The sequence below is a fragment of the Stenotrophomonas bentonitica genome (assembly GCF_002887735.1).
GTDB classification, from domain to species: domain Bacteria; phylum Pseudomonadota; class Gammaproteobacteria; order Xanthomonadales; family Xanthomonadaceae; genus Stenotrophomonas; species Stenotrophomonas bentonitica_A.
This window is the reverse complement of record NZ_PKQP01000013.1, coordinates 15,862-34,957: the sequence shown is the minus strand read 5'-3', so window position 1 is coordinate 34,957 and position 19,096 is coordinate 15,862. Positions and strand designations below refer to the sequence as shown.

The 19,096-nt window shown below is 66.9% G+C and carries 17 protein-coding genes and 1 riboswitch; of the genes, 5 read left to right on the top strand and 12 right to left on the bottom strand.

Annotated elements, in window-relative coordinates:
- Positions 1 to 2: 2 nt before the first annotated feature.
- The 4 genes from C0R07_RS18010 to C0R07_RS17990 all read right to left on the bottom strand — a co-directional run bounded on the left by C0R07_RS18010 (position 3) and on the right by C0R07_RS17990 (position 3,468).
- Positions 3 to 989 carry an MDR family oxidoreductase gene (locus C0R07_RS18010; RefSeq protein ID WP_070470813.1) on the bottom strand — a complete coding sequence of 329 codons (987 nt, stop codon included), beginning with the start codon at positions 987 to 989 and terminating at the stop codon, positions 3 to 5.
- A gap of 406 nt (positions 990 to 1,395) precedes the next feature.
- The gene (locus C0R07_RS18000) at positions 1,396 to 1,983 is read right to left on the bottom strand and encodes a hypothetical protein (protein ID WP_102789597.1); all 588 of its coding nucleotides are present in this window, start codon (positions 1,981 to 1,983) and stop codon (positions 1,396 to 1,398) included.
- A 113-nt stretch (positions 1,984 to 2,096) separates the two neighbouring features.
- Positions 2,097 to 2,912, bottom strand: a complete 816-nt coding sequence (locus tag C0R07_RS17995) for a S1 family peptidase (RefSeq protein ID WP_070470817.1) — start codon at positions 2,910 to 2,912, stop codon at positions 2,097 to 2,099.
- Positions 2,913 to 2,982: 70 nt separating this feature from the next.
- Positions 2,983 to 3,468 (bottom strand): MarR family winged helix-turn-helix transcriptional regulator, encoded by a 486-nt coding sequence (locus C0R07_RS17990; RefSeq protein WP_070470819.1) that lies wholly within the window; start codon positions 3,466 to 3,468, stop codon positions 2,983 to 2,985.
- Positions 3,469 to 3,515: 47 nt separating this feature from the next.
- Between C0R07_RS17990 and C0R07_RS17985 the strand changes: the two genes are divergently transcribed.
- Positions 3,516 to 5,000 (top strand): FAD-dependent oxidoreductase, encoded by a 1,485-nt coding sequence (locus tag C0R07_RS17985; protein WP_102789596.1) that lies wholly within the window; start codon positions 3,516 to 3,518, stop codon positions 4,998 to 5,000.
- A gap of 7 nt (positions 5,001 to 5,007) precedes the next feature.
- Here C0R07_RS17985 and C0R07_RS17980 read toward each other — a convergent pair whose 3' ends face one another.
- From C0R07_RS17980 to C0R07_RS17965, 4 genes are all read right to left on the bottom strand, one after another.
- Complete coding sequence (locus C0R07_RS17980; RefSeq protein ID WP_102789618.1) at positions 5,008 to 5,688, bottom strand: L,D-transpeptidase; 681 nt, start codon at positions 5,686 to 5,688, stop codon at positions 5,008 to 5,010.
- Between the two features lie 156 nt (positions 5,689 to 5,844).
- Positions 5,845 to 6,114, bottom strand: coding sequence for a membrane protein (locus C0R07_RS17975; protein WP_019185050.1), 270 nt, complete (start codon positions 6,112 to 6,114; stop codon positions 5,845 to 5,847).
- Between the two features lie 346 nt (positions 6,115 to 6,460).
- On the bottom strand, positions 6,461 to 7,735 hold the full coding sequence (locus tag C0R07_RS17970; protein WP_102789595.1) for a hypothetical protein: 1,275 nt from the start codon (positions 7,733 to 7,735) through the stop codon (positions 6,461 to 6,463).
- A 301-nt stretch (positions 7,736 to 8,036) separates the two neighbouring features.
- Entirely contained in the window at positions 8,037 to 8,369 is a 333-nt protein-coding gene (locus C0R07_RS17965) for a glycine zipper 2TM domain-containing protein (RefSeq protein ID WP_235318858.1), read from the bottom strand.
- A gap of 270 nt (positions 8,370 to 8,639) precedes the next feature.
- On the opposite strand from C0R07_RS17965, the gene C0R07_RS17960 reads away from it, so the two are divergent.
- The 4 genes from C0R07_RS17960 (at position 8,640) to C0R07_RS17945 (ending at position 12,605) form a co-directional block, all read left to right on the top strand.
- Positions 8,640 to 9,017, top strand: coding sequence for an H-NS family nucleoid-associated regulatory protein (locus C0R07_RS17960; protein WP_046272557.1), 378 nt, complete (start codon positions 8,640 to 8,642; stop codon positions 9,015 to 9,017).
- Between the two features lie 10 nt (positions 9,018 to 9,027).
- Positions 9,028 to 9,384: a bleomycin resistance protein gene (locus C0R07_RS17955; RefSeq protein WP_070470823.1), complete on the top strand. Its 357-nt coding sequence runs from the start codon at positions 9,028 to 9,030 to the stop codon at positions 9,382 to 9,384.
- A gap of 46 nt (positions 9,385 to 9,430) precedes the next feature.
- Complete coding sequence (locus C0R07_RS17950; protein ID WP_102789594.1) at positions 9,431 to 10,360, top strand: hypothetical protein; 930 nt, start codon at positions 9,431 to 9,433, stop codon at positions 10,358 to 10,360.
- Between the two features lie 190 nt (positions 10,361 to 10,550).
- Entirely contained in the window at positions 10,551 to 12,605 is a 2,055-nt protein-coding gene (locus C0R07_RS17945; protein ID WP_174704370.1) for a TonB-dependent receptor domain-containing protein, read from the top strand.
- Between the two features lie 48 nt (positions 12,606 to 12,653).
- Here the strand turns inward: C0R07_RS17945 and pnuC are convergent, their stop codons facing one another.
- The 4 genes from pnuC to C0R07_RS17925 all read right to left on the bottom strand — a co-directional run bounded on the left by pnuC (position 12,654) and on the right by C0R07_RS17925 (position 19,054).
- Complete coding sequence (gene pnuC / locus C0R07_RS17940; RefSeq protein WP_102789593.1) at positions 12,654 to 13,250, bottom strand: nicotinamide riboside transporter PnuC; 597 nt, start codon at positions 13,248 to 13,250, stop codon at positions 12,654 to 12,656.
- Positions 13,247 to 15,412, bottom strand: coding sequence for a TonB-dependent siderophore receptor (locus C0R07_RS17935; protein ID WP_102789592.1), 2,166 nt, complete (start codon positions 15,410 to 15,412; stop codon positions 13,247 to 13,249). The genes pnuC and C0R07_RS17935 overlap by 4 nt, the downstream gene beginning before the upstream one ends.
- A 67-nt stretch (positions 15,413 to 15,479) precedes the next feature.
- Positions 15,480 to 15,575, bottom strand: a riboswitch (TPP riboswitch).
- 40 nt (positions 15,576 to 15,615) lie between these two features.
- Entirely contained in the window at positions 15,616 to 16,752 is a 1,137-nt protein-coding gene (locus C0R07_RS17930; protein WP_102789591.1) for a phosphotransferase enzyme family protein, read from the bottom strand.
- Positions 16,753 to 16,855: 103 nt separating this feature from the next.
- On the bottom strand, positions 16,856 to 19,054 hold the full coding sequence (locus tag C0R07_RS17925; RefSeq protein WP_102789590.1) for a hypothetical protein: 2,199 nt from the start codon (positions 19,052 to 19,054) through the stop codon (positions 16,856 to 16,858).
- Positions 19,055 to 19,096 lie beyond the last annotated feature (42 nt).

The window sequence follows — 19,096 nt, the reverse complement described above, 5'->3', positions numbered from 1 at the left end:
GATCACGCGTTGACGTCGACCACAGTGCGGCCCTGTACACGCCCCTGCAGCACCTGGTCGGCCAGCGCCGGCACCTCGGCCAGCCCGATCATCTGCGTGGTGCGCGCCAGCTTGCCCAGGTCCAGATCGGTAGCCAGGCGCGTCCAGGCCTGCTCGCGCGCGGCGTAAGGCGCGTTGACCGAGTCGATGCCGGCGAGCGTCACGTTGCGCAGGATGAAAGGCAGCACCGAACCCGGCAGATCCGCACCTTGGGCCAATCCGAAGGCCGCCACCACGCCACGATAGCGCGTCTGCGCCAGCACATTGGCCAACGTGTGGCTGCCCACCGCGTCGATCGCACCGGCCCAGCGTTCCTTGGCGATCGGTGCACCTGGCGCGGACAAGGTCGCCCGATCGATGATCTCGGCCGCACCCAGCGCCTTGAGATACGCGGACTCCTCCAGCCGGCCGGTCGATGCCACCACTCGATAGCCAAGCGTGGACAGCAGCGCGATGGCGATGGAGCCGGCACCGCCGTTGGCACCGGTCACCAGGATGTCCCCCTGGTCCGGTGATACACCGCCATGCTCCAGCGCCAGCACCGACAGCATCGCGGTGTAGCCGGCCGTACCGATTGCCATCGCATCGCGGCTGGTGAACGCCTCGGGGATCTTCACCAGCCACTCGCCGGGCACGCGTGCCTTCTGCGCATAGCCGCCGTGGTGGGTCTGGCTCAACCCCCAACCGTTGACCAGCACACGGTCACCAGCGGTGTAACCGGGATGGCTGGAGGTCTCGACCACACCGGCCAGATCGATACCGGGGATCAACGGGAAGGTACGGATCACCGGTGAGCGACCGCTCAGCGCGAGGGCATCCTTGTAGTTCACCGTGGAGTACTCCACGGCCACGGTGACGTCGCCGGGCATCAGGTCCTGCTCGGTCAGCTGGACGACACCGGCGCTGATGGCATCGCCGGTCTTGGTGGCAAGGAGGGCGTTGAAGGTCATGGGATCTCCGGTTGCGGTGCATGAGGGACAGTGCAGACCGGACCAGTGTGCGCACCTGGCCGTACCGTGGCGTTAAATCGCTGGGATCACTCCACAGTACAGAGCAGGGGCTCCGCCCGTAGATCGGCAGGAAGATGGCCGGCATGTCGGGCACCACACCGGAGAACATGGAGCTGTTCCTGGTGACCTGCATCAGCAGTACGGCGGTGCCGAAGGCTACTTGAAATCCATCGGCGTCAGCAAGGCGGAGATCGATCAGCTGAAGGTACGGTTGGGTCAGGCGGGCTGACCGCATAGCGTGACGCAGGCGCCGGGGGACGCCCGGCGCCTGCTCGATCCGAGGTGAGCCAGCAGCTCTCGATCCCGGTCGAGCACGCGGCGCTGCGTGGGCATGAGCGATGACGGCCTATTGCGCCAGCGGCTCACCCAACGGGCGCTGCTGCCGCTCGTCCTGATCGAACGTGATGTAACGGCGGTGGATGAGCTTGGCATCCATGTCCCAGCGATACGTCTCCACCCCGCCGTTGCCTGTACCGTCGGACAGAAGACCGACAATGCCGCGGGTCAGGTTTTCCGTAAGCAGTACCTGGGAAGCACCGTCGGCATTCACGCGCAGGCTCAGGCGATCACGCAGGTGATCCTCGCCCTTCCCCACCGGGGCATCGAAGGCAAGAGCTACCAGGCCATCTTCGTGGGTTGCCATCCCACCGCGTTCATCGCCTTTGGCGTCGTACAGCCACACACCGGCCGTGCGCGATCGTCGGCCGGCATCATGTGAATCCTGGCCCACCTCAACACGCATTACGCCTTGGTCATCCAGCACAACGACGCGATGGGCACGGAGTTCATCAACGGTGAGTGTTCCGCGCGGCGCCATCGACAATGCGATGACTGCCACCGCCAGGGCTGCAACAAGCAGTCCAAGGGCGATAGTCAACAGAGTGAGGCGGCGTACGGACGTGCGAAGCACCTCCAGCGGTTCTACAACGTCCATGTGCGTGGTGCTCCTTTGCTGATGTCCTTCCTTGGATCATAGCCCTGGCATCGCCGCTGACCTTGCGCCACGCGGTGATACCTGGTCGGCCAGGTACCCTCTTCCAACGCCATCTAAGGCTGCCCGGCCATCACACGTTGAATCCAGTCCCGGTAGTGACTCACGCGCACATTGCAGGTCACCTGCCCATAGCGCCCGGGCCGGGCCGTCAGCACATTGCCCTGGACGACTTTCCACGACCCCTGCCCTGCCAGCAGCCACTGGCCATCGTGCTCGACGAGCACGGGGCCACCGCTGTCACCGTTGCCCAGCGCACCCTCGAGCGGCAGCGGTTCTGGTGGTGCATCGAAGACATAGCAGAGCCAGCGGTCGTAGGCACTGGTGATCCGGTTGAATGCGCGGCGAAGGTCGGTGCGGTTGGGGCCATTGGGAGAGTGCCCGGTAGCACCGGTACCCGTCGCGCCCTTCCCCAGGATTTTCGCGATCTGGCCGGCCTCGTCGCTGCCGCTGTAAAGCACAACAGGCGCGACGTCGGTGACGGGCGTCTTCAACTTGATCAGGGCAACATCATCGCCCGAGGCCAGAAACACCACGATCAGCATCGCCTCGCCACTGGCCATGGCCTGGTCGATCAACGTCTGCGGCAGCGTGCGATAGCCGGGATGGGTGACGACGCGCTCGACGTCCCGGGCACTTCCGTTGATCACCACCTGCTTGAGGTCGGCATGCATCGGCAGCGTGTGCGCGGCGGTGAGCACCCACTGCGGTGCGATCAGCGCACCGTGGCCTTCGCCGGGCATATCCACGAGGGCGGGAAACTCGGTGGCGGGAACGCGGTACCGCGCATCGTCCACGTCGTGGCGGATGACGATGGCGTGGGCGGTCGAGGACGCGACCGTGAGCAGGGCGAGAAGCAGGAATCCTTTCACGTGTGATGCCTTGAGGATCTGACAGGGGCGTCCAAGCGACGGGCGGTGGCCTGAAGTCTGCGCTGCGTCGTTACGGCTCCCGCTCACGGGCTTCCAGCGCGCTGGCGAACTGTGCCATCAAACGGACCAGCTCCGATACCTCCTGCGCGGGCCACGCGGCGAAGATCTCACGGCCGATCCGCTCGCGTGCGGCGTCCAGCCGATCGGTCATCTCCTTGCCCTTCGGCGCGATGGTCGCCTCCCGGATACGGCGGTCCTGCGGGTTGCCACGACGCGTAACCAGCTCCATCGCCGCCAGCTTCGCGACCTGCCGGCTGATGGTGGTGTAGTCGCGGCCCAGCCGATCGGCCAGCTCAACCACCCCGATCGGCCCAACCCGCTCGATCACCACCAGCAGGCGGAACAGGGCCTGGTCCAGCGTCACCCCGGCCTCCTGGATGAGCCGCTCATCGTTGCGCGGCCGGTTCATCACGCTGGCGAGGCTGACCATGGAGAGGTGAAGCGACCTTAGCTCGGCCGAATTATGTGTATCTTGCACCTTCTTTTTCACCGGCATAGCATCCCTCCTAGTAAGTGCATATTACACACACCTGGAGCGGAATGATGGGCGACACCCTTGATGTAGTGATCTGCGGTGCCGGCGCCGCCGGCCTCACCCTGGCCATCGAACTGGCCCGCCGCGGCGTGGCATTCCGCCTGGTGGAGCAGCGGGAACAGCCCTTCCATGGCTCACGTGGCAAGGGCATCCAGCCGCGCAGCCAGGAAATTTTCGAGGACATGGGCATCGTCGACAGACTGTTCGCCGCCGGCGGCCTCTATCCAGTCTCGCGGTCGCACCATGCCGATGGCACCTGCACGGACGCCGCGGTCATCGAGGCCGCCCCGGCAACACCGGCCGAACCCTATCGGCGGCCGCTGATGGTGCCGCAGTTCCTGACCGAGGCCGTGATGCGCGATCGCCTCGCCGAGCTGGGCCACCGGGTCGAGTTCGGGCACGCAGTGATCGGGTTGGAACAGGACGCCAACGGCGTAAGCGTCCGCCTTGCCACGCCAACGGGCGAGCAGACCGTGCGCACGCGCTACCTGGTCGGCGCGGACGGCGGTCGGAGTTTCGTACGCCAGGCACTGGACATCGGCTTCCCGGGCAAAACACTGGGCGTGCGAGCGGTGGTGGCCGACATCGTGCTGCACGGTCTGCCGCGCGATGCCTGGCACAACTTCAACGAAGACGACCCGCAGCGGCGGATCTCGCTGTGCCCGCTGATGGGAACGGCGCTGTTCCAGCTGCAGGCCCCCGTACCGCTCGACGGTGACGTGGACCTTTCCGTCGACGGGCTGGCGGACATGGTGCGCGTGCGTACCGGCCGCAATGATCTCGCGGTGCTCGATGTCTGTTGGGCCTCGGCGTACCGGATGAACGCGCGATTGGCCGACCGGTACCGCAACGGCCGCGTGTTCCTCATCGGCGACGCCGCCCACACGCATCCGCCCACGGGCGGCCAGGGCCTGAACACCAGCGCGCAGGACGCCTACAACCTCGGTTGGAAACTGGCGGCGGTGTTGAAGGGTGCGCCGCAGGCCCTGCTGGATACCTACGAGCAAGAGCGCCGCCCCATTGCAGCCTCGATGCTCGGGCTTGCCACGACGCTGCTCGCCCAAGCCCAGCGCGGCGACAACCGCCGTGGGCGCGACGTCCAGCAGCTCGATCTCGCCTATGCTGAATCGTCACTCACGCTGCCTGCCGAGGCCCGCAGCGGACGCATTGCGCCGGGCAACCGGGCGCCGGATGCGCCGCTGCAGGGCGCGGGTGGACAGCGCGTGCGCCTGTTCGAGGTGCTGCGCGGAACGCATTGGACGTTGCTGGGCTACGCCTGTGATCGGTCCAACGCCCCCTCCCGTGCGGGGTTGCGCGTCCACGTCATCGGCCCGGCTGGCGACCTGCGCGATGCGGAGGGGCACTTCGTCGAAGCCTATGGCGTGCAACCGGGCGACTGGCTGCTGATCCGGCCCGACGGCTACGTCGCCGCTGTCGTCGACACGCCGCACCTGGCGGCGCTGCTGGCGCATTTTGAACGCCATGCGCCGTGACGACGCATTACTTGCCGGCGGGACCCGCGCGGGCTCCCTCATCGCCCTGGGTCGCCTCGCGACTCTTCGCGAACTCCGGGAAGGTCTCGGCTATCGATGCCTTGTCGGGCAGCACGTAAAACACCCCGCCCCGCTGGAACGTGGATTCAATGATCTGCGCGTAGAACGCCGGCGAGACATTGATGCAGCCATGGGTGACGCGATTGTCGTCCGGTGACGCCGATGCCAGGCGCTCGGCCCGTCGCTCTTTCGGGACACCTGTCGCTGTGGGGTGGATGGAGACGGCGGAATCGTAGTCGACCCACAGGACGCGGCCCGCGTCGATGGACGGCCCAAAGCCCCCCACGAAGCGCCCGGCGGGCGTCGTGCGATCCCGGCCTGGAATTTCGCGAAGGGCGAGTCCGGCGATGCCGGGCGCGATATGGTCGCCGGTGGCCGAGCCGAACAGCCCCGGGGCGGCGCCGCGAAGTTTGCCTTCGCCGTCGAAGACCAGGATCTGCGCAGCGGCCTTGTCCATGATGGCGAACGGATAGCCCTGACTGTCCTTGGTGGCGACAACCCAGCCGGCCAGGTCAATCACGGTGTTGGAGACTTCCTGGCCCGGCGGAAGTTCATCGACGGCGGCGGTCGGTTTCGCGACAGCCTCGTCGGCATTGGCCACGCCAATGCTCGCGAACGCCAGCGCCAGGGTCAGCGCCCCGCGAAGGGCCAGGACGGCAGGAGATGAGTGCGTACGGATGGGACACTTCCTTGCAAAGGACATTGCACGACCAACGGAGACCAGTGGCCTGCACAGGCCACCGGTCGCCGATTCAGACGTTGCACACAAACGGTGCAGCAGCGATCAACCGCGCGGCTTGCGGCGGGGCGCCTGTTCGAGCTGCTGGACGCGACCTTCGATCTGATCCAGACGCTGGTTGGCCTGCTGCGCCGACTGGTTGGCCGACTCGGCACTCTGGGCGGCGCCCTGCACCTTCGTGTCGAGTTGATCCAGGCGGGAGTTGATGGTGGCGAACTCGTCTTTATACGTAGCGCAGGCACTCAGGCCCACAGTCGCGATCAACGCCACTGTCAGCGTACGTGCCGTTGTCAGTTGCTGTTTTGTCAGGAACATTGCACTGCCTCCTTCGTATGGGGTGTTCGGACGATAGCGGCCTCATCGCCAGAGCCATGACCGGGGTTCAGTTGAAGCCGAAAGACGTAGACGGAACGTGAAGAAACTGAACGCTTCCGATCAGGGTTCGCCGTTGACCTGCGCGTCCATCGCAACGCGTTTCAGGTGCGACAACACGGCAAAGGCAAGGCCACGCCGCTGCTCCGCACGCATCCCCTGCCGGCTTTTCCAGCAGAGCCGCCAACACCGCGTGGTCGTCGTGACTGTCACGCAATCCGGCGTTGCCAACGGCACGCGCACGGCCTGCCTCGCCGCGGGGACGTTCGCGATCGGCTGTCAGGCAACGTCACTCACCCGCGTCGCCCGGATCGCCCACGCCCGATCCCCACTCCTTCGTCAAACCCCACCCGTCGCCGCCCCGCTCCAGGCGCCATCCTTCGCCGAGTACGATCGTCCAGCCTGGTCCCGTCCATCTGGAACCCGCGCCGTCCACTACGCCGCCGCTCACGCTGAGCAACGCCCAATCCCTGGACAGAAGCCCCCCGGATACTGCCGTCAACTCGCCCCACTCATCCCGCACCGTCAGCGGCGTATAGACCGTCCCGGCATCATCGAGCGGGAACAGCGAGCGGGGATCGAAGGAGATCGACGGGTTGCGCAGGGGCAGACGAATCGCATCGTTGCCGAGGAAACGCTCGCGATAGCCGGCACTGCGTCGCTCCCGCTCTTTTGCTCGCTCGCGTTCCTCTGTACGCACCTCATCGGCGCCATAGCCGGCACCGTTCTGTGCGATGCCGGCCCCACGCCATGTGACGCCCAGCGCATCCGCCAGCAGCGCAGGCAACGTCGTGCCGGCAGACAACCCGCGGCGCCACGCTGGCGACCAACGGTCGAGCAGCAGTCCGTACGCGGGCCCGGTCACGTACGCCGCCGAACGCACGAAACTCTGCGACGCATCCGCCTTGGCGAGTGCATCTACGGCGGCAGCGGTCGCATCGCCACCGTGGGTGGCCGCAGCGATCGCGCGTCCCGAGTACTCGGCCAGGCCTTCATTGCGCTCTACCTTGGCTTCTTCCTCCAGCGCGCGCGTCGGCGGTGCCGCGGCATCAGAACGCAGAGCCCTGTAGCCCAGCGCTGCTGCCGCGTGCTGGCGCGCTTGGTGCTCGTCGCGCGTGGAAAGTGCCTGCGCCAGCGCGCGCATCTCCAGCCGCAACGCCGTGCGACCGGCTTCCCCATCCAGGTGTGCGGTGTCGCCCTCGGTGGCAGGCAGACCGAGGGCCGCCTGCACGCAGTGCCACTGCTCGTGCCAGAACAGCGTCGCCAATCCGTCCCGGTCGCCGGGAAGCGGCAGAAGCAGCAGGACGGCAGGGGCGCCATCGATCGTGATGCAGGTGTTGGCGGGCGGCTGGTCATTCCGCAGTACGACAGGCAGCGCGGGCCCTGTGGCGGAGTCTCTGCGCCAACTGCTCCCGGAGGCGCGGTCATGCACGATAACCGGCGCGTCCAGCGGCATGCGCCACAGCGCCTGTGCGGCCTGCGTGGAGGCGGGTGCGTCCGCCACGGTGGCGATGCGGGTCAGCGCCTCCTCCACGCCCACCGGCGGACGCTGGGCCGCAGCCATGCATGGCATCAGCCAGAGACCGGCGACGCTGGCTGCAACGGCGGCAGCAACGCTGTATCTCCGTGCATGGCGCCGCTGCAGCCCTGCCCGTTCCGCTGTGGACTTCCCTGCCCTCATCTCCGGCCTCTACCTGACAGCACCCGCGCTGCGTCAGATCCGGACGGTAACCCACGCCAGCCCGCGATGTCATGACGTGCCGCTGGCGCGCTATCTCATGGCGCGCGCTGCGCGGCCACCCAGCGGGCGCCCAGGCGCTGGATACGCAGGCTTGGCGCGCCGGGCCCGGGCGATACCCTGGGGATCAGCGCCAGCCGCGATTGTGGTTGCGGCGGTCCTGGTTCCAGCGACGCTGGTCATGGCGGCGATCGTGATGGCTGGTGCGCTCGTACCGGTGGCCACGGTCATAGCGACGATCACGGTCGTAGCGATCATTGCGGTTGTCGCGACGGTCCTTGGTGGTCACGTTGCCGATGGCACCACCGGCCACTGCTCCGCCGGCGGTCATCAGCGGATCACCGTTGGACAGCACGTGCCCGGCTACGCCGCCCACGACGGCGCCGACCAGCGTGTTCTTGTCCTTGCGCGACATTGCATCCGCATTGCCTGCCGCGGTCACGCCAGCGGTCAACGCCACTGCCAGGGCCAGGCCGCGGAAGCTGAAAAGGGTCGAGGTGATCGTGGTGGGTTGCTCCTGGGGAACGGTGTTTAATCGAATCTGGTCGCCGAAGGTTGCCGGAACATTGCGTACCCACGGATGAACCAACCCCCTGTTCAGGTTTCGTGGGCAGGGCGTGTTACGCCATCGGCCGCTTCACGTACGCATTTGTTATGGTGCCCTCCGTCAGCCCCTCCTCCCTGGAATCCCATGCCCCGTACGCCTTCCACCGCCCCCTCCGCAGCAACGATGAATACCCGCCTGGCAGCGGCGGTCGCGCGGTCGGGACTGGACGAGCAGGCGCTGCTCAAGGCGGCGACCAAAGAGGCCTATGAGCGGGTCACTGTGCTGCTGACCACCAGCTATGCCGATTTCAGCCCCGAGCAGCAGCGCCGGATCCGGGCGCTGTTGGACACCGCGCCTGCGGCCAGGCGCGAGAAGGCCCCCAAGGTCGCCAAGGCCCCGAAGGAAGATCTGCCGCCCCGTTTCTGGTTGCCGCATAGCGGCGCCACCTGGTCGGGCCGCGGGCGCGTGCCAAATGCTTTCCTGTCCTGGGAAGGCACGGTCGCGCATACCGAATGGAAGAAGACCCACCCCGATCAGCGCTTCCCGTCCTATCCTGGCTGAGGCCGCACGCATGCCCCAGACCGTCATTCCGCAACTGCGCATGACCGATGCCGCGATCAGCGTGCCGTTCTACCAGCGGCTCGGGTTCGTGATCGACTGGGAACATCGCTTCGCACCGGACATGCCGCTGTTCGTGCAGATCAGCCGTGAGGGCCAGCAGATGTTCCTCAGCGAACACACCGGCGATTGCGAGCCGGGGGGCGCCGTGTATTTTCATGTGCCTGACGTGGACGCATTGCATGCCGCGTTCGTTGCGGCCGGCGCGCCGGTCTTCCGACCGCCGGCAGATGTGCCATGGGGCGGGCGCGAAATGATGGTGATCGACCCGGACCACAACCGGCTGCGCTTCGCCACGCAGGGTCACTGATCGAAGCGACTATGATGGTCGCCATTGAACGAAGCAGTGGTTGCAGATGAGTCGCGGAATCAAGATGCGCAAGGCAGTGGGCACGCACGGCACCCTGCACCGGGTGGGCGACCTGCAGAAGCGTCATGACGCGCAACAGACCCTGCCAACGCTGCTGTGCGATGGGTGCAACGTGCCGGTGAGATTCGTTCCCGAGCACAGCAGGCCCGGCGTGGACCGCGCCCCGCCCCTCCATTTGCCCGCCTACCTCGCCTTGAACAAAGGCACCGGGCATCTGCCCGGGTGTCGCTACAACGCGCCCGCCCATCTGCAGGCCCTGCTTGCCGCCGGAGCCGATCCCGAGTTTCTGACGACCCTGGATGATGGGACGCACGAGCTTCGCCTGCTCATCCTCCAACACGCCCTGAAACGCGGCAGTTCGGGCCCGGCGCTGCTGCCGGCAGACGCACCGCTGGACGGTTACCTGCGCACCCTCTCCGACCTGCTCACGCTGCAGGCGATGTGCGAGGACGACACGCTGCTGGCCCCGCAGCTGACCCTGCGCCTGGGCAAGAAGCGGGTGGACTGGACGAATTTCCTCTACCGGCAGGAGCGCTACGACGCGGCATGGGAGCGGCTTGGCGCCGCCTCGAGCGAGCTGCCGATGGCACTGCTCGGAACCGTGCGGTCACATCGTACGCCGCAGCCCGGTGACCCCCATGGCGTCACCTTCCTCAATTGTGCCCCGAAGTATCAGCACACCGGCGTGACCGACCGCCGGGATTTCTACGAAGTCAGCGTCGGGCACCCCGATGCCACGTGGCTGAAGTCCTTCCCGGTAGGGGCGGAGATCGTGATGTTCGGGTTGTGGCGCCAAGGCAGGAGCAGCACCGCCTCCCGGCCGCATCCGACCGATCCGCGCCGCACCATCACCAGCGTTACCCACAAGCTGGCATTGCGGCCGAGCTTTTCCCGGCAATTGACCCTGGTGGAGTGATCGCTCGGCCGGGATGGTTTTCCTGTGATAGACAGCGCGCAACGCTAACGACATCCGATGCCGTGGAGATGTATCACTACATTTCAAATGCGAATGGTTCGTGATACGATTGTTAAGATTTCTTGAAACCCCCACACGGACGTCCCCAGCCATCGCCAGCGGGCTCCCATAGCCACGGAGTATTTTCGCGATGTCGCACCCCTCCCCCTCTCCCCGTCGTCCCGCCGCCACGCTGGCCGTTGCCATTGGCCTGGTGCTGACCGCCCAGGCGCATGCCGATGCTTCGGCGGACGCCGCCTCCTCGCCCCGCCAGATGGATACGGTCGTGGTCACCGCCACCGGCGCCCAGCAGTGGATCAAGGACGCCCCGGCCAGCATCAGCGTGATCACCCGCGAGGAGATCGAACGCAAGCCGGTCAGCAGCATCGGCCAGCTGCTGAGCACCGTTCCCGGCGTGACCGGTGGCTATGCGCTGTCCGGTGCGCAGTCCAAGATCCGCCTGCGCGGCCTGCCGGAGCAGTACACGTTGATCCTCATCGATGGCCGCCGCCAGGGCAATTCCTCCGGCGTGAACTACCGCGATGACCTGGGTCCGCAGGATCTGAACTGGCTCTCGCCGGACATGATCGAGCGCATCGAGGTGGTCCGCGGGCCGATGTCCTCGCTGTACGGCTCGGAAGCGATGGGCGGCGTGATCAACATCATCACCCGCAAGATCGCCAACGAATGGGGTGGCTCGGTCACCTACAACTACAGCAAGCCGGATTCCCCGACCCGCGGTGACACCACCCAGATGGGCGCGCTGTTCAGTGGCCCGCTGACCGAGAATCTGGGCCTGCGCGTCGGTGCCAACGTGACCAATCGGGAATCGGACACCGGGCGGCGGCAGACGCCGGGCAACAAGGCCGAGAACGCCAATGCCCTGCTCAACTGGCGCATCAACGATGACCACACCGTGGGCTTCGAAGCCTCGCGCGGCGAGCAGCGAAACAGCGGCGCTGGTGACGTCGGCGCCTGGGGCCTGTCCAAGCTGGTGCAGACCGGCTATGTGGTCATGCACGATGGTCGCTACGGCGATGCCGCCACGTCCAAGACGACGCTGGTGCAGAACGATTACGAAGACAAGGGCAGCGCTGTCGGCAACCACTCCAAGGAGACGGTGTTCGATACCGCGTTCACCCGCAGCTTCCATTGGGGGTTCGAGCAGAGCTTGAACGTGGGCGGCCAGTGGAAGCGCGAGGAGCTCAAGAACGGCGATACCATCGGGACGGTGCCGGTGACCTGGACCGGCACGGGCCGGATCAGCCCGGTCAGTGAAGCCGATTCCTGGGCGCTGTTCGCTGAAGACCACATCACCCTGCACGAGCGTTTCATCCTGACCGTGGGCTTGCGCTGGGACAACACCGACAACTACGACGACAACCTCAGCCCACGCGTTTACGGCGTCTGGCACCCGTCCGATGACTGGACCGTGCGTGGTGGTGTCTCGCAGGGCTTCCGTGCACCGACGTTGAAGCAGGGCACGGCCGGCGCGGCGACGCAGTCCGGTGGCAACGGCTGCACTGCCCTGACCGCCGAAGGCTGGACCAATCGCTCGGTCAGCGCCGATGGCACCACTGGCTGCTACATGGCCGGCAATCCGAACCTGGAACCGGAAACCAGCACCAACTACGAGCTGGGCGTGGGCTTCGACAAGAACGGCTGGTCTGCCTCGGCCACCTACTTCCTGACCGATTTCGATGACAAGATCCAGCAGGTTCCGCTGCGCGAGATTCCGGGCCAGACCACCAGCTTCGTCAACGGGTTCTGGTGGACGGTCGCGCAGAACATCCAGAAGGCCCGCACCCGCGGCGTCGAAGCCAGCGTCACCGTGCCCCTGCATGAGCGACTGAACTGGATCACCAATGCCACGCGCATGCTGGAGTCGAAGAACCGCACCACCGGTGCGAGCCTGCTGGTGGTGCCCAAGCTGACCGCCAACACCTCGCTGGACTGGCAGGTCACCGATGCCTGGTCGCTCAACCTGAGCGCGCAGCACATCGGCGAACAGCTGGTGTCCTCCACCAGCGCCACCTTCGCCAAGGCGTACACCACCTGGGATCTGGTCACCGGCTACGACGTCAACGAGCACCTGACCGTGCGCGCGGGCGTGCTCAACCTCGGCGATGTCTCCACCATCGAGGAAGGCAACAACTACGATGGCGGCGCACGTACGTTCTTCGTGGGGGCCACGGCGCGGTTCTGACCGCGCCGGGTCGAGCGCAGACCTGAAGCAACGAAGGGCGGCGCGGACTTAACCGCGCCGCCCTTCTGCGTTGTGGAGCAGCGCATCGTTGCGCGCCACCGTCCATGCTCGCAACCCCATCACGGCCAGGCCGACGAACACCAGATACAGCACGGCCGTCACGTGCAGTGACTTGACCATGTACATGCCAACGTAGACGACGTCGACCAGGATCCACAGCCACCACGCGGCCGTATGCCGCCGTGCCTGCCACCACTGGGCGACCAGGCTCAGCGCGGCCAGCATCGCATCCAGCCACGGCAGCGCAGCGTTGGTGTAGACATGCATCGCCGCGCCGAGGGCGAGGCCGAACACCACGCCGATGGACAGATCACGCCACAGGGCGACCCGCGCCAACGGCACGATCGCGACCCGCCCATCGTCCTCGACCTGGCCACGCCAGCGCACCCAGCCGTACACCAGGAAACCACCGAACACGATCTGCAGCAGCGTGTCCGAGTACAGCCTGGCTTCGACAAAGACCAGTGCATACAGCGCGACCGAGATCAGCCCCACCGGCCAGGCAAGGGGGACCCGGCGCGTCATCAGCCACACGCCCAGCATGCTGACGATGGCGGCCGACCATTCCAGGATGGCCGGGTTCATAGCGCGAAGGTGACCGACAGCCGGGCCTGACGCGGCGCGCCCGGGAACAGGTAGTAGTCGCCCGAGCTGCTGCCGGTGTCACGCCAGTAGAAGCGGTTGAACAGATTGTCCACCGAGAGGTTCCAGGTCACCGGATGCTCACCCACCCGGTGTTTGAAGCGCAGCCCGGCGTCGAACACGCTGTAGGCCGGCGCACTGACGCGGCCGTCGGCCGTGGCCACGTTGGAGGAGGCATAGCGCCAGCCGCCGGTCAGCCCCAGGCCGGTCACGAACGGCAGCTGGTACTCCGCATGCACGGTCGCGCGCGTTTTCGGCACGTTGATCAGCTGGTGACCTTCGTAATCCGGCGTGCCCGCATCGCGTGCGCGGGCGCGCAGCACACTGGCGCTGGCGGTCAGCGACAGGCGCTCGCTGAGCTGCCCCTGTGCGGTGAGTTCCAGCCCGGTGTGGGTCTGCTGCCCTTCTTCGACGAAGGTGTAGGCCGCGTCGCTGCCGTCCGGCCTGGCGTACTGGAACGGCTGCGAGGTGCGGAACAGTGCCGCACCCAGCGTCAGCGCATCACTGGGCACGTACTTGATGCCCACTTCGGTCTGGCGCGACAGCACGGACGGCAGGAACGCACCGTCGTTGGAGGTCCAGAACGGCGCTTCCTGGCCAAGCGAGATGCCCCGCACGTAGCTGACGTACGCATTGACCTCATCGGTCGCCTTCCAGACCAGCGCGGTCTGCGGCAGGAACCGCGACAGGCGGCTGTGCCGCTCGGGATTGCCGCGCTTGTCGTAGGCACGCTCGTCCAGCCGGACGAAGCGGCCACCGGCCAACCACTGCCAATCACCGAAGCTCATCCGGTCCAGCGCGAACACCGCCGTCTGCGCACTGTCCAGGCGCCGCGCGGACGGGCCCGGCATCAGCGGCGACGGGTCGAACTGCGGCACCTGTGCATCATGGATGTTGGCCGTGCCGACGTACTCGTTGACGTTGCGGCGCTTCTCCACGGTGCGCTCGAACCGATCCGCGCCAATACTCAGTTCGTGCCGGATCTCGCCGGTGGCGAAACTGCCACGCAGCTCGCCACGGAATTCCAGGTTGCGGCGGGTGTCGTCCGGGCTGCGGTAATCGTAGATGTCGTAGTCGCCGTTGGGCGCAAAGTAGTTGCCCGGCACTCTGCCATCCGCACAGCCGGCAGCGTAGTAACAGCCGTAGGCGAAGGCGACGTTGTCGTCGATCACCGAGCGGCTGTAGCTGGCGGAAACGCGCGACTGCCAGTTCGGACTGAAATCGAAGGTATGCAGCGCGATCAGGTTGGTGCTGTCGATGCCGACCGGCCGCTGCCAGGCCTGATAGCCCAGCAGGTGCTTGCGGTCCACGCCGCGCGGCAGCTCGGTGGCGCCCAGCAGCTGATAGCCCGAGGCCGAGCGCTGCGCGCTGGTCTGGTAGTTGGCATCCACTTCCAGTTTGCCGCGCTCGCCGATCAGCCAGTCGGTGGCCAGCGAATAGAAGTTGCGGCGACCGTCGGCATGATCGATGTAGGAATCGCTGTCTTCCCAGGCGGCATTGAAGCGGACCCCGAAACGTGGCGAGAGCCAGTGGCCCAGATCCACGGCGGTGTAGCGCGAGCCTTCCGAGTCGGTGCCGAGGGTGACAGTGCGGACCTCCGCCGGGCGCTTGCCCACGTAGTTGATGATGCCGCCCGGGGCCATCACACCCGCGGCGAGGCCGGCCTCGCCCTTGAGGATTTCCACCGCCTGGATGTTCTCCAAGGCCAGCCGCTGCTCACCGGTGATGGCCAGCCCGTTGAAGCGGTAGCCGGTGCCGGTATCCAGCGGGAAGCCGCGGATCGCGATGTTCTGGTAGTAACCAACCGGCGCGTAGCTGTCGCCCAGCGACGCATCATTGCTGGCCAGCTCGGCCAGCGTCCGGACTTGGCGGCTGTCCAGCAGGTCGCGATCGAGCACGTTCACCGAGGCCGGCGTGCTCTTCCAGTCGCCGGCGCCGAAGCTGCCGGTCTGCGTGGCGGTGGCTGCCGGCTGATGCGCCTGCACGCGCACGGCGGCCAGTTCCGTCGGCGAGCGCTCGGGCGCCTCGGCGAGTTCATTGGCATGAAGGGGCAGCGCGGCGCAGAGGGCGGCGGACAACAACGTAGGGCGGAAGCAGCGGTTCATTCGATTCGTCATCAGCTGGAGGAGACGAAGCGAAGGCGCGCACGCGCACCGACCCATCACGGCGGTATGCCTGCTGCTCAAAGCTCCCTACGCCGGTGCAAACCGGATCAGGTTCCAAGGGACTCTCTCAGCCTGGTTTCGCCAGGCACCCCCGCTTCTGTGACTATTTCACTACAAATAGTACGGATTTGCGAGCCCGCCCTTCAGGCGGCCGCGTGCAGCGCCTTCAACAGGCCCTGCCCGGCCGCGCTGCTGAACCAGTCAGCGTGGCCCAGCAGGAAGGTGTGGTAGGCCACGTCGGCATTGGCAGGCGAGTGCGTCACGCCCTGGAAGTACTCCACTTCCGACAGCGCGAAATCGAGCTGCACGATGGGCAGCAGATCCGCCAGCAGATGCACGCGCTCGGCCGACAGCGGCACGATCTCGCGGTAGCCGGCCAGCAGCGCCAGCGCGATATCCACGCGCACGGCCGCCTCGCCGCTTTCCAGCGCCAGCCAGGCAATGGCGTTGCGTTCGATGGCGGTCGCAAGGTCGAACACGGCACTGGTCGGTGAGGCAAGACCCAGATCAAGCACGGTATCGACCACAGTGGCACCTCCTTGCTGGCGCCAGAGCAGATTGGAAACATGCCAGTCGTTGTGCGCCCACAGGCGCGGCTCGGCCTGCAGGCGCGCGGCCAGGCCGGCGTGCCACGGCGCAACGGCCCGCCGCAGATCACCCTGCCAGTCCTGCCGCGCGAGATAGGCGGCCAACCCGGGACGACCCGGAAGATCGGCCTGGATGGCGGCAATGGGGTCGGCGGCACGGATCAGATCATCGCGTGCGACCAGCAGATGGGTGCTGCGCTGGGGCGCGTGATAGCAGGCCGACGCGCTGTGCAGCTTGGCCAGCATCCGCCCGGCTTCGCGCGCCTGCGCGGTGTCGGTCAGCGGCGTCCAGGAAGGTGCGTCGCGGTACAGATCCTGGCCCTGGCCCACGCTATGCAGCTCGTAGGTCCAACCCTCGTGCTCCACCGCCGTGGCGCCATCGCGGTCACGCAACACCTCGACCACCGGAACGCCGTGATCGGCCAGATGCTGGATGAAGCGATGCTCCTCGGCCAGGCTGGCTGCCGTGCGGACGCTGCCATGGTGGCGCTTGACGAACACCCGCTCCCCGTCGGTCTCGACGATGGCGGCGGCGGACATCGGCCGCGGGCTGTGCCACTGCAACCGGCCAGCGCCGGCCAGCGGTGCGAAGCGCTCGCGCAGCCAGCTGACCTCGCGTTCGGTGATGGCGGGCCAGTCGGCGGCCACCTCATCGTTGTTGAGGCCTTGGACGCGGTGGGTGCTGTTGCTCATGGAATGACGGGTCGATGACGGGCAAAGTGCGCGCTGTCACCAGACAGTGGGCGCGGCGAGGATAGCAAGCCGGGCCCGGCAAGGGGGAAGCAGGTGCCTGCCCTCAGCGCTTGCTGTCGCTCGCCTTTGCTGCGGCCGGCGTGGCCGGCAGCAGACGGGGCTGCTCGGCATACCAGTCACGCGCACCGGCGAGGTGCCACTTGCGCTGCTCGCCCTGCAGCTCGATGCCGGCGCCCAGCACGCCCCAGCGCAGATACAGGTCGCCCCGGCGCTTGCCATGACTCAGATCCAGCCGCGCCTGCAGGGACAGCCGCTCGTTTTCGGCCTGCAGGTCCTCCACGATCAGCTCGCCACTGCGCCAGCGCAGCTGGCCACTGGCCTGCACTTCGCCGGAATCCAGCAGGCCGAGTACCCAGCGCGGGTACTCACTTCGCTGTGCGAACACGCCCAGCAACGGCCCGGCATCGCGCAGGCGCAGGTCCGCAAGCCCGTCCACCTGGAACGGCGCGGCGGCATCAATGTGGCCGCTGCGGATCGCGACCTTGCCCCACCAGCGGCCGTCACTCTTTTCATCGCCTACATGGATGTTGCGCAGCTCCACGGTGGTGCCACCGAGATCGAACTGGCGGCTGTCGAAATCCGCACGCTGCAGACGCGCCTGGAGTTGCGCATCGCCGCGCATCGCAATACCGGCGACGCTCAGCCGGGCACCGGTGCCCCGCAGATCGGCACTGCCCTTGCCGACCCGCCCGGAGGCATCCAGTGAGACATCCCCACTGAGCAGGCCGGTCCCGCCGAGCAGGCGCACGTTGTCATTGCCGAGGTAACGGTTGTAGGCGGTCAGGTCCGGTACCCGTGCATCGGTGAAGCGGAGCTGGGCCCGCATGCCGTCGCTCAGCTGCTTCAGGCGCGCATCACCGCGCAGGTTCAGCGCAAGCTGCCGCCCATCGAACAACAGCGCCTTGGGCGCATTGGTCGGCGCGGCCTGGAAGCGCGGGATCTGTACCTTCAGTTCGGCCTGCGCAGGCGTGCCCTCGACAATCCGGCCCTGCGCCTGGGCATCGCCCCGCATGCGGACGCCGGCGACTTCGGCCACCGCCGCCACCTGCGGAATATCCACTGTGCTGCCCGGTGCGAGCTCGCCGTCGGCGAGAATGATGTCAGCCTTGAGCAGACCGCCACCGTCGAGATGGAACCACGGCTTTTTCACGAACAGATCGCTGATCCAGTTCAGCGACTGGAACTGCCATGCGCCCTGGACCTTGCCGGACAACCGCGGCAGCAGCTCGGCCGGCGCCTGGAACGGAATCTTCCGGCCGGTCACGCGGAGATCGGCGTTGAGCTCACTGCCCGTCTCCGGGTCACGCGGCAGCCGCGCCTGCACCCGCATGTCCTGCGCCACGTCCAGCTGCAGGGACAGCAGGCCGCGGTCATCTGCGTGTACGCCGGCGTGCAGTGGCAGCCGCCAGACCAGACGGCTGCCGGGACGCAGCGCGCCTTGCTCCAACGTCACATCGGCAGTGAGGCGCGCATTGGAGACCGCGCTGCCGACCTTGACGTGCGGGCCGCCGGTGTCGATACGCAGCCCCTGGCTGCGCGCGTCGATCTGCAGCTGCGCCCAGGTGATCCCGAGCTTCTGCAGGCCCGGCGCGTCGTCACGGTAATGCCGCGGGAAGTGGAACCGTGCCGCGATATGGGCATCGTCCAGTACGTTCACGCCATCGAAGCTGACCTGGGCGTCATCGAAGCCGGCGGTGGAGTCGAACAGCTCCGAAGGCCCACCTTTGAGCTGCTTGAGGAACCCGACATTCCCGTGCCCCTGGCCGACGATCAGCAGCTTGCCGAAGCGCCCACTGCGGATCGTGTCGCTGTGGATCGCATCGAAACGCAGGGTCCAGCCACGGTCGCCGCGCGGCGGCGGCGGAATGGCTTTCTCGACCCGTTCGACCTCCGCTTCCACGCCCGTCGCGTCGATCCGCGGAATACGCACTTCCTTGCGCAACAGCGCCGGCAGGTCGATCCACGCACTGGCCCGATCGGCACGGAACACGTACTGGGTACGATTGGCCTGGCCGCGCATGCGGATGTTCCAGACCACGGCCTGCCCCGGCATCAAGGTCACCGCCGGGCCGGTCTGCATCGTGAATTTTTCAGGTTTGCGGTTGGTCACCGCATCGAACAGCGGCGTGTTGAGGAATACGTTGCCCGCCAGCAGGTACAGCGCATACAGCGCCAGCAGAGAGAGCAACGCCACGCGCCACGGCCGGGGCCAGCGCTGGACGCGCTCGGGAATCAGGGGCATGTGGATCCGCGACAGGAAGCAGGATGACGGCCCACTATCGGC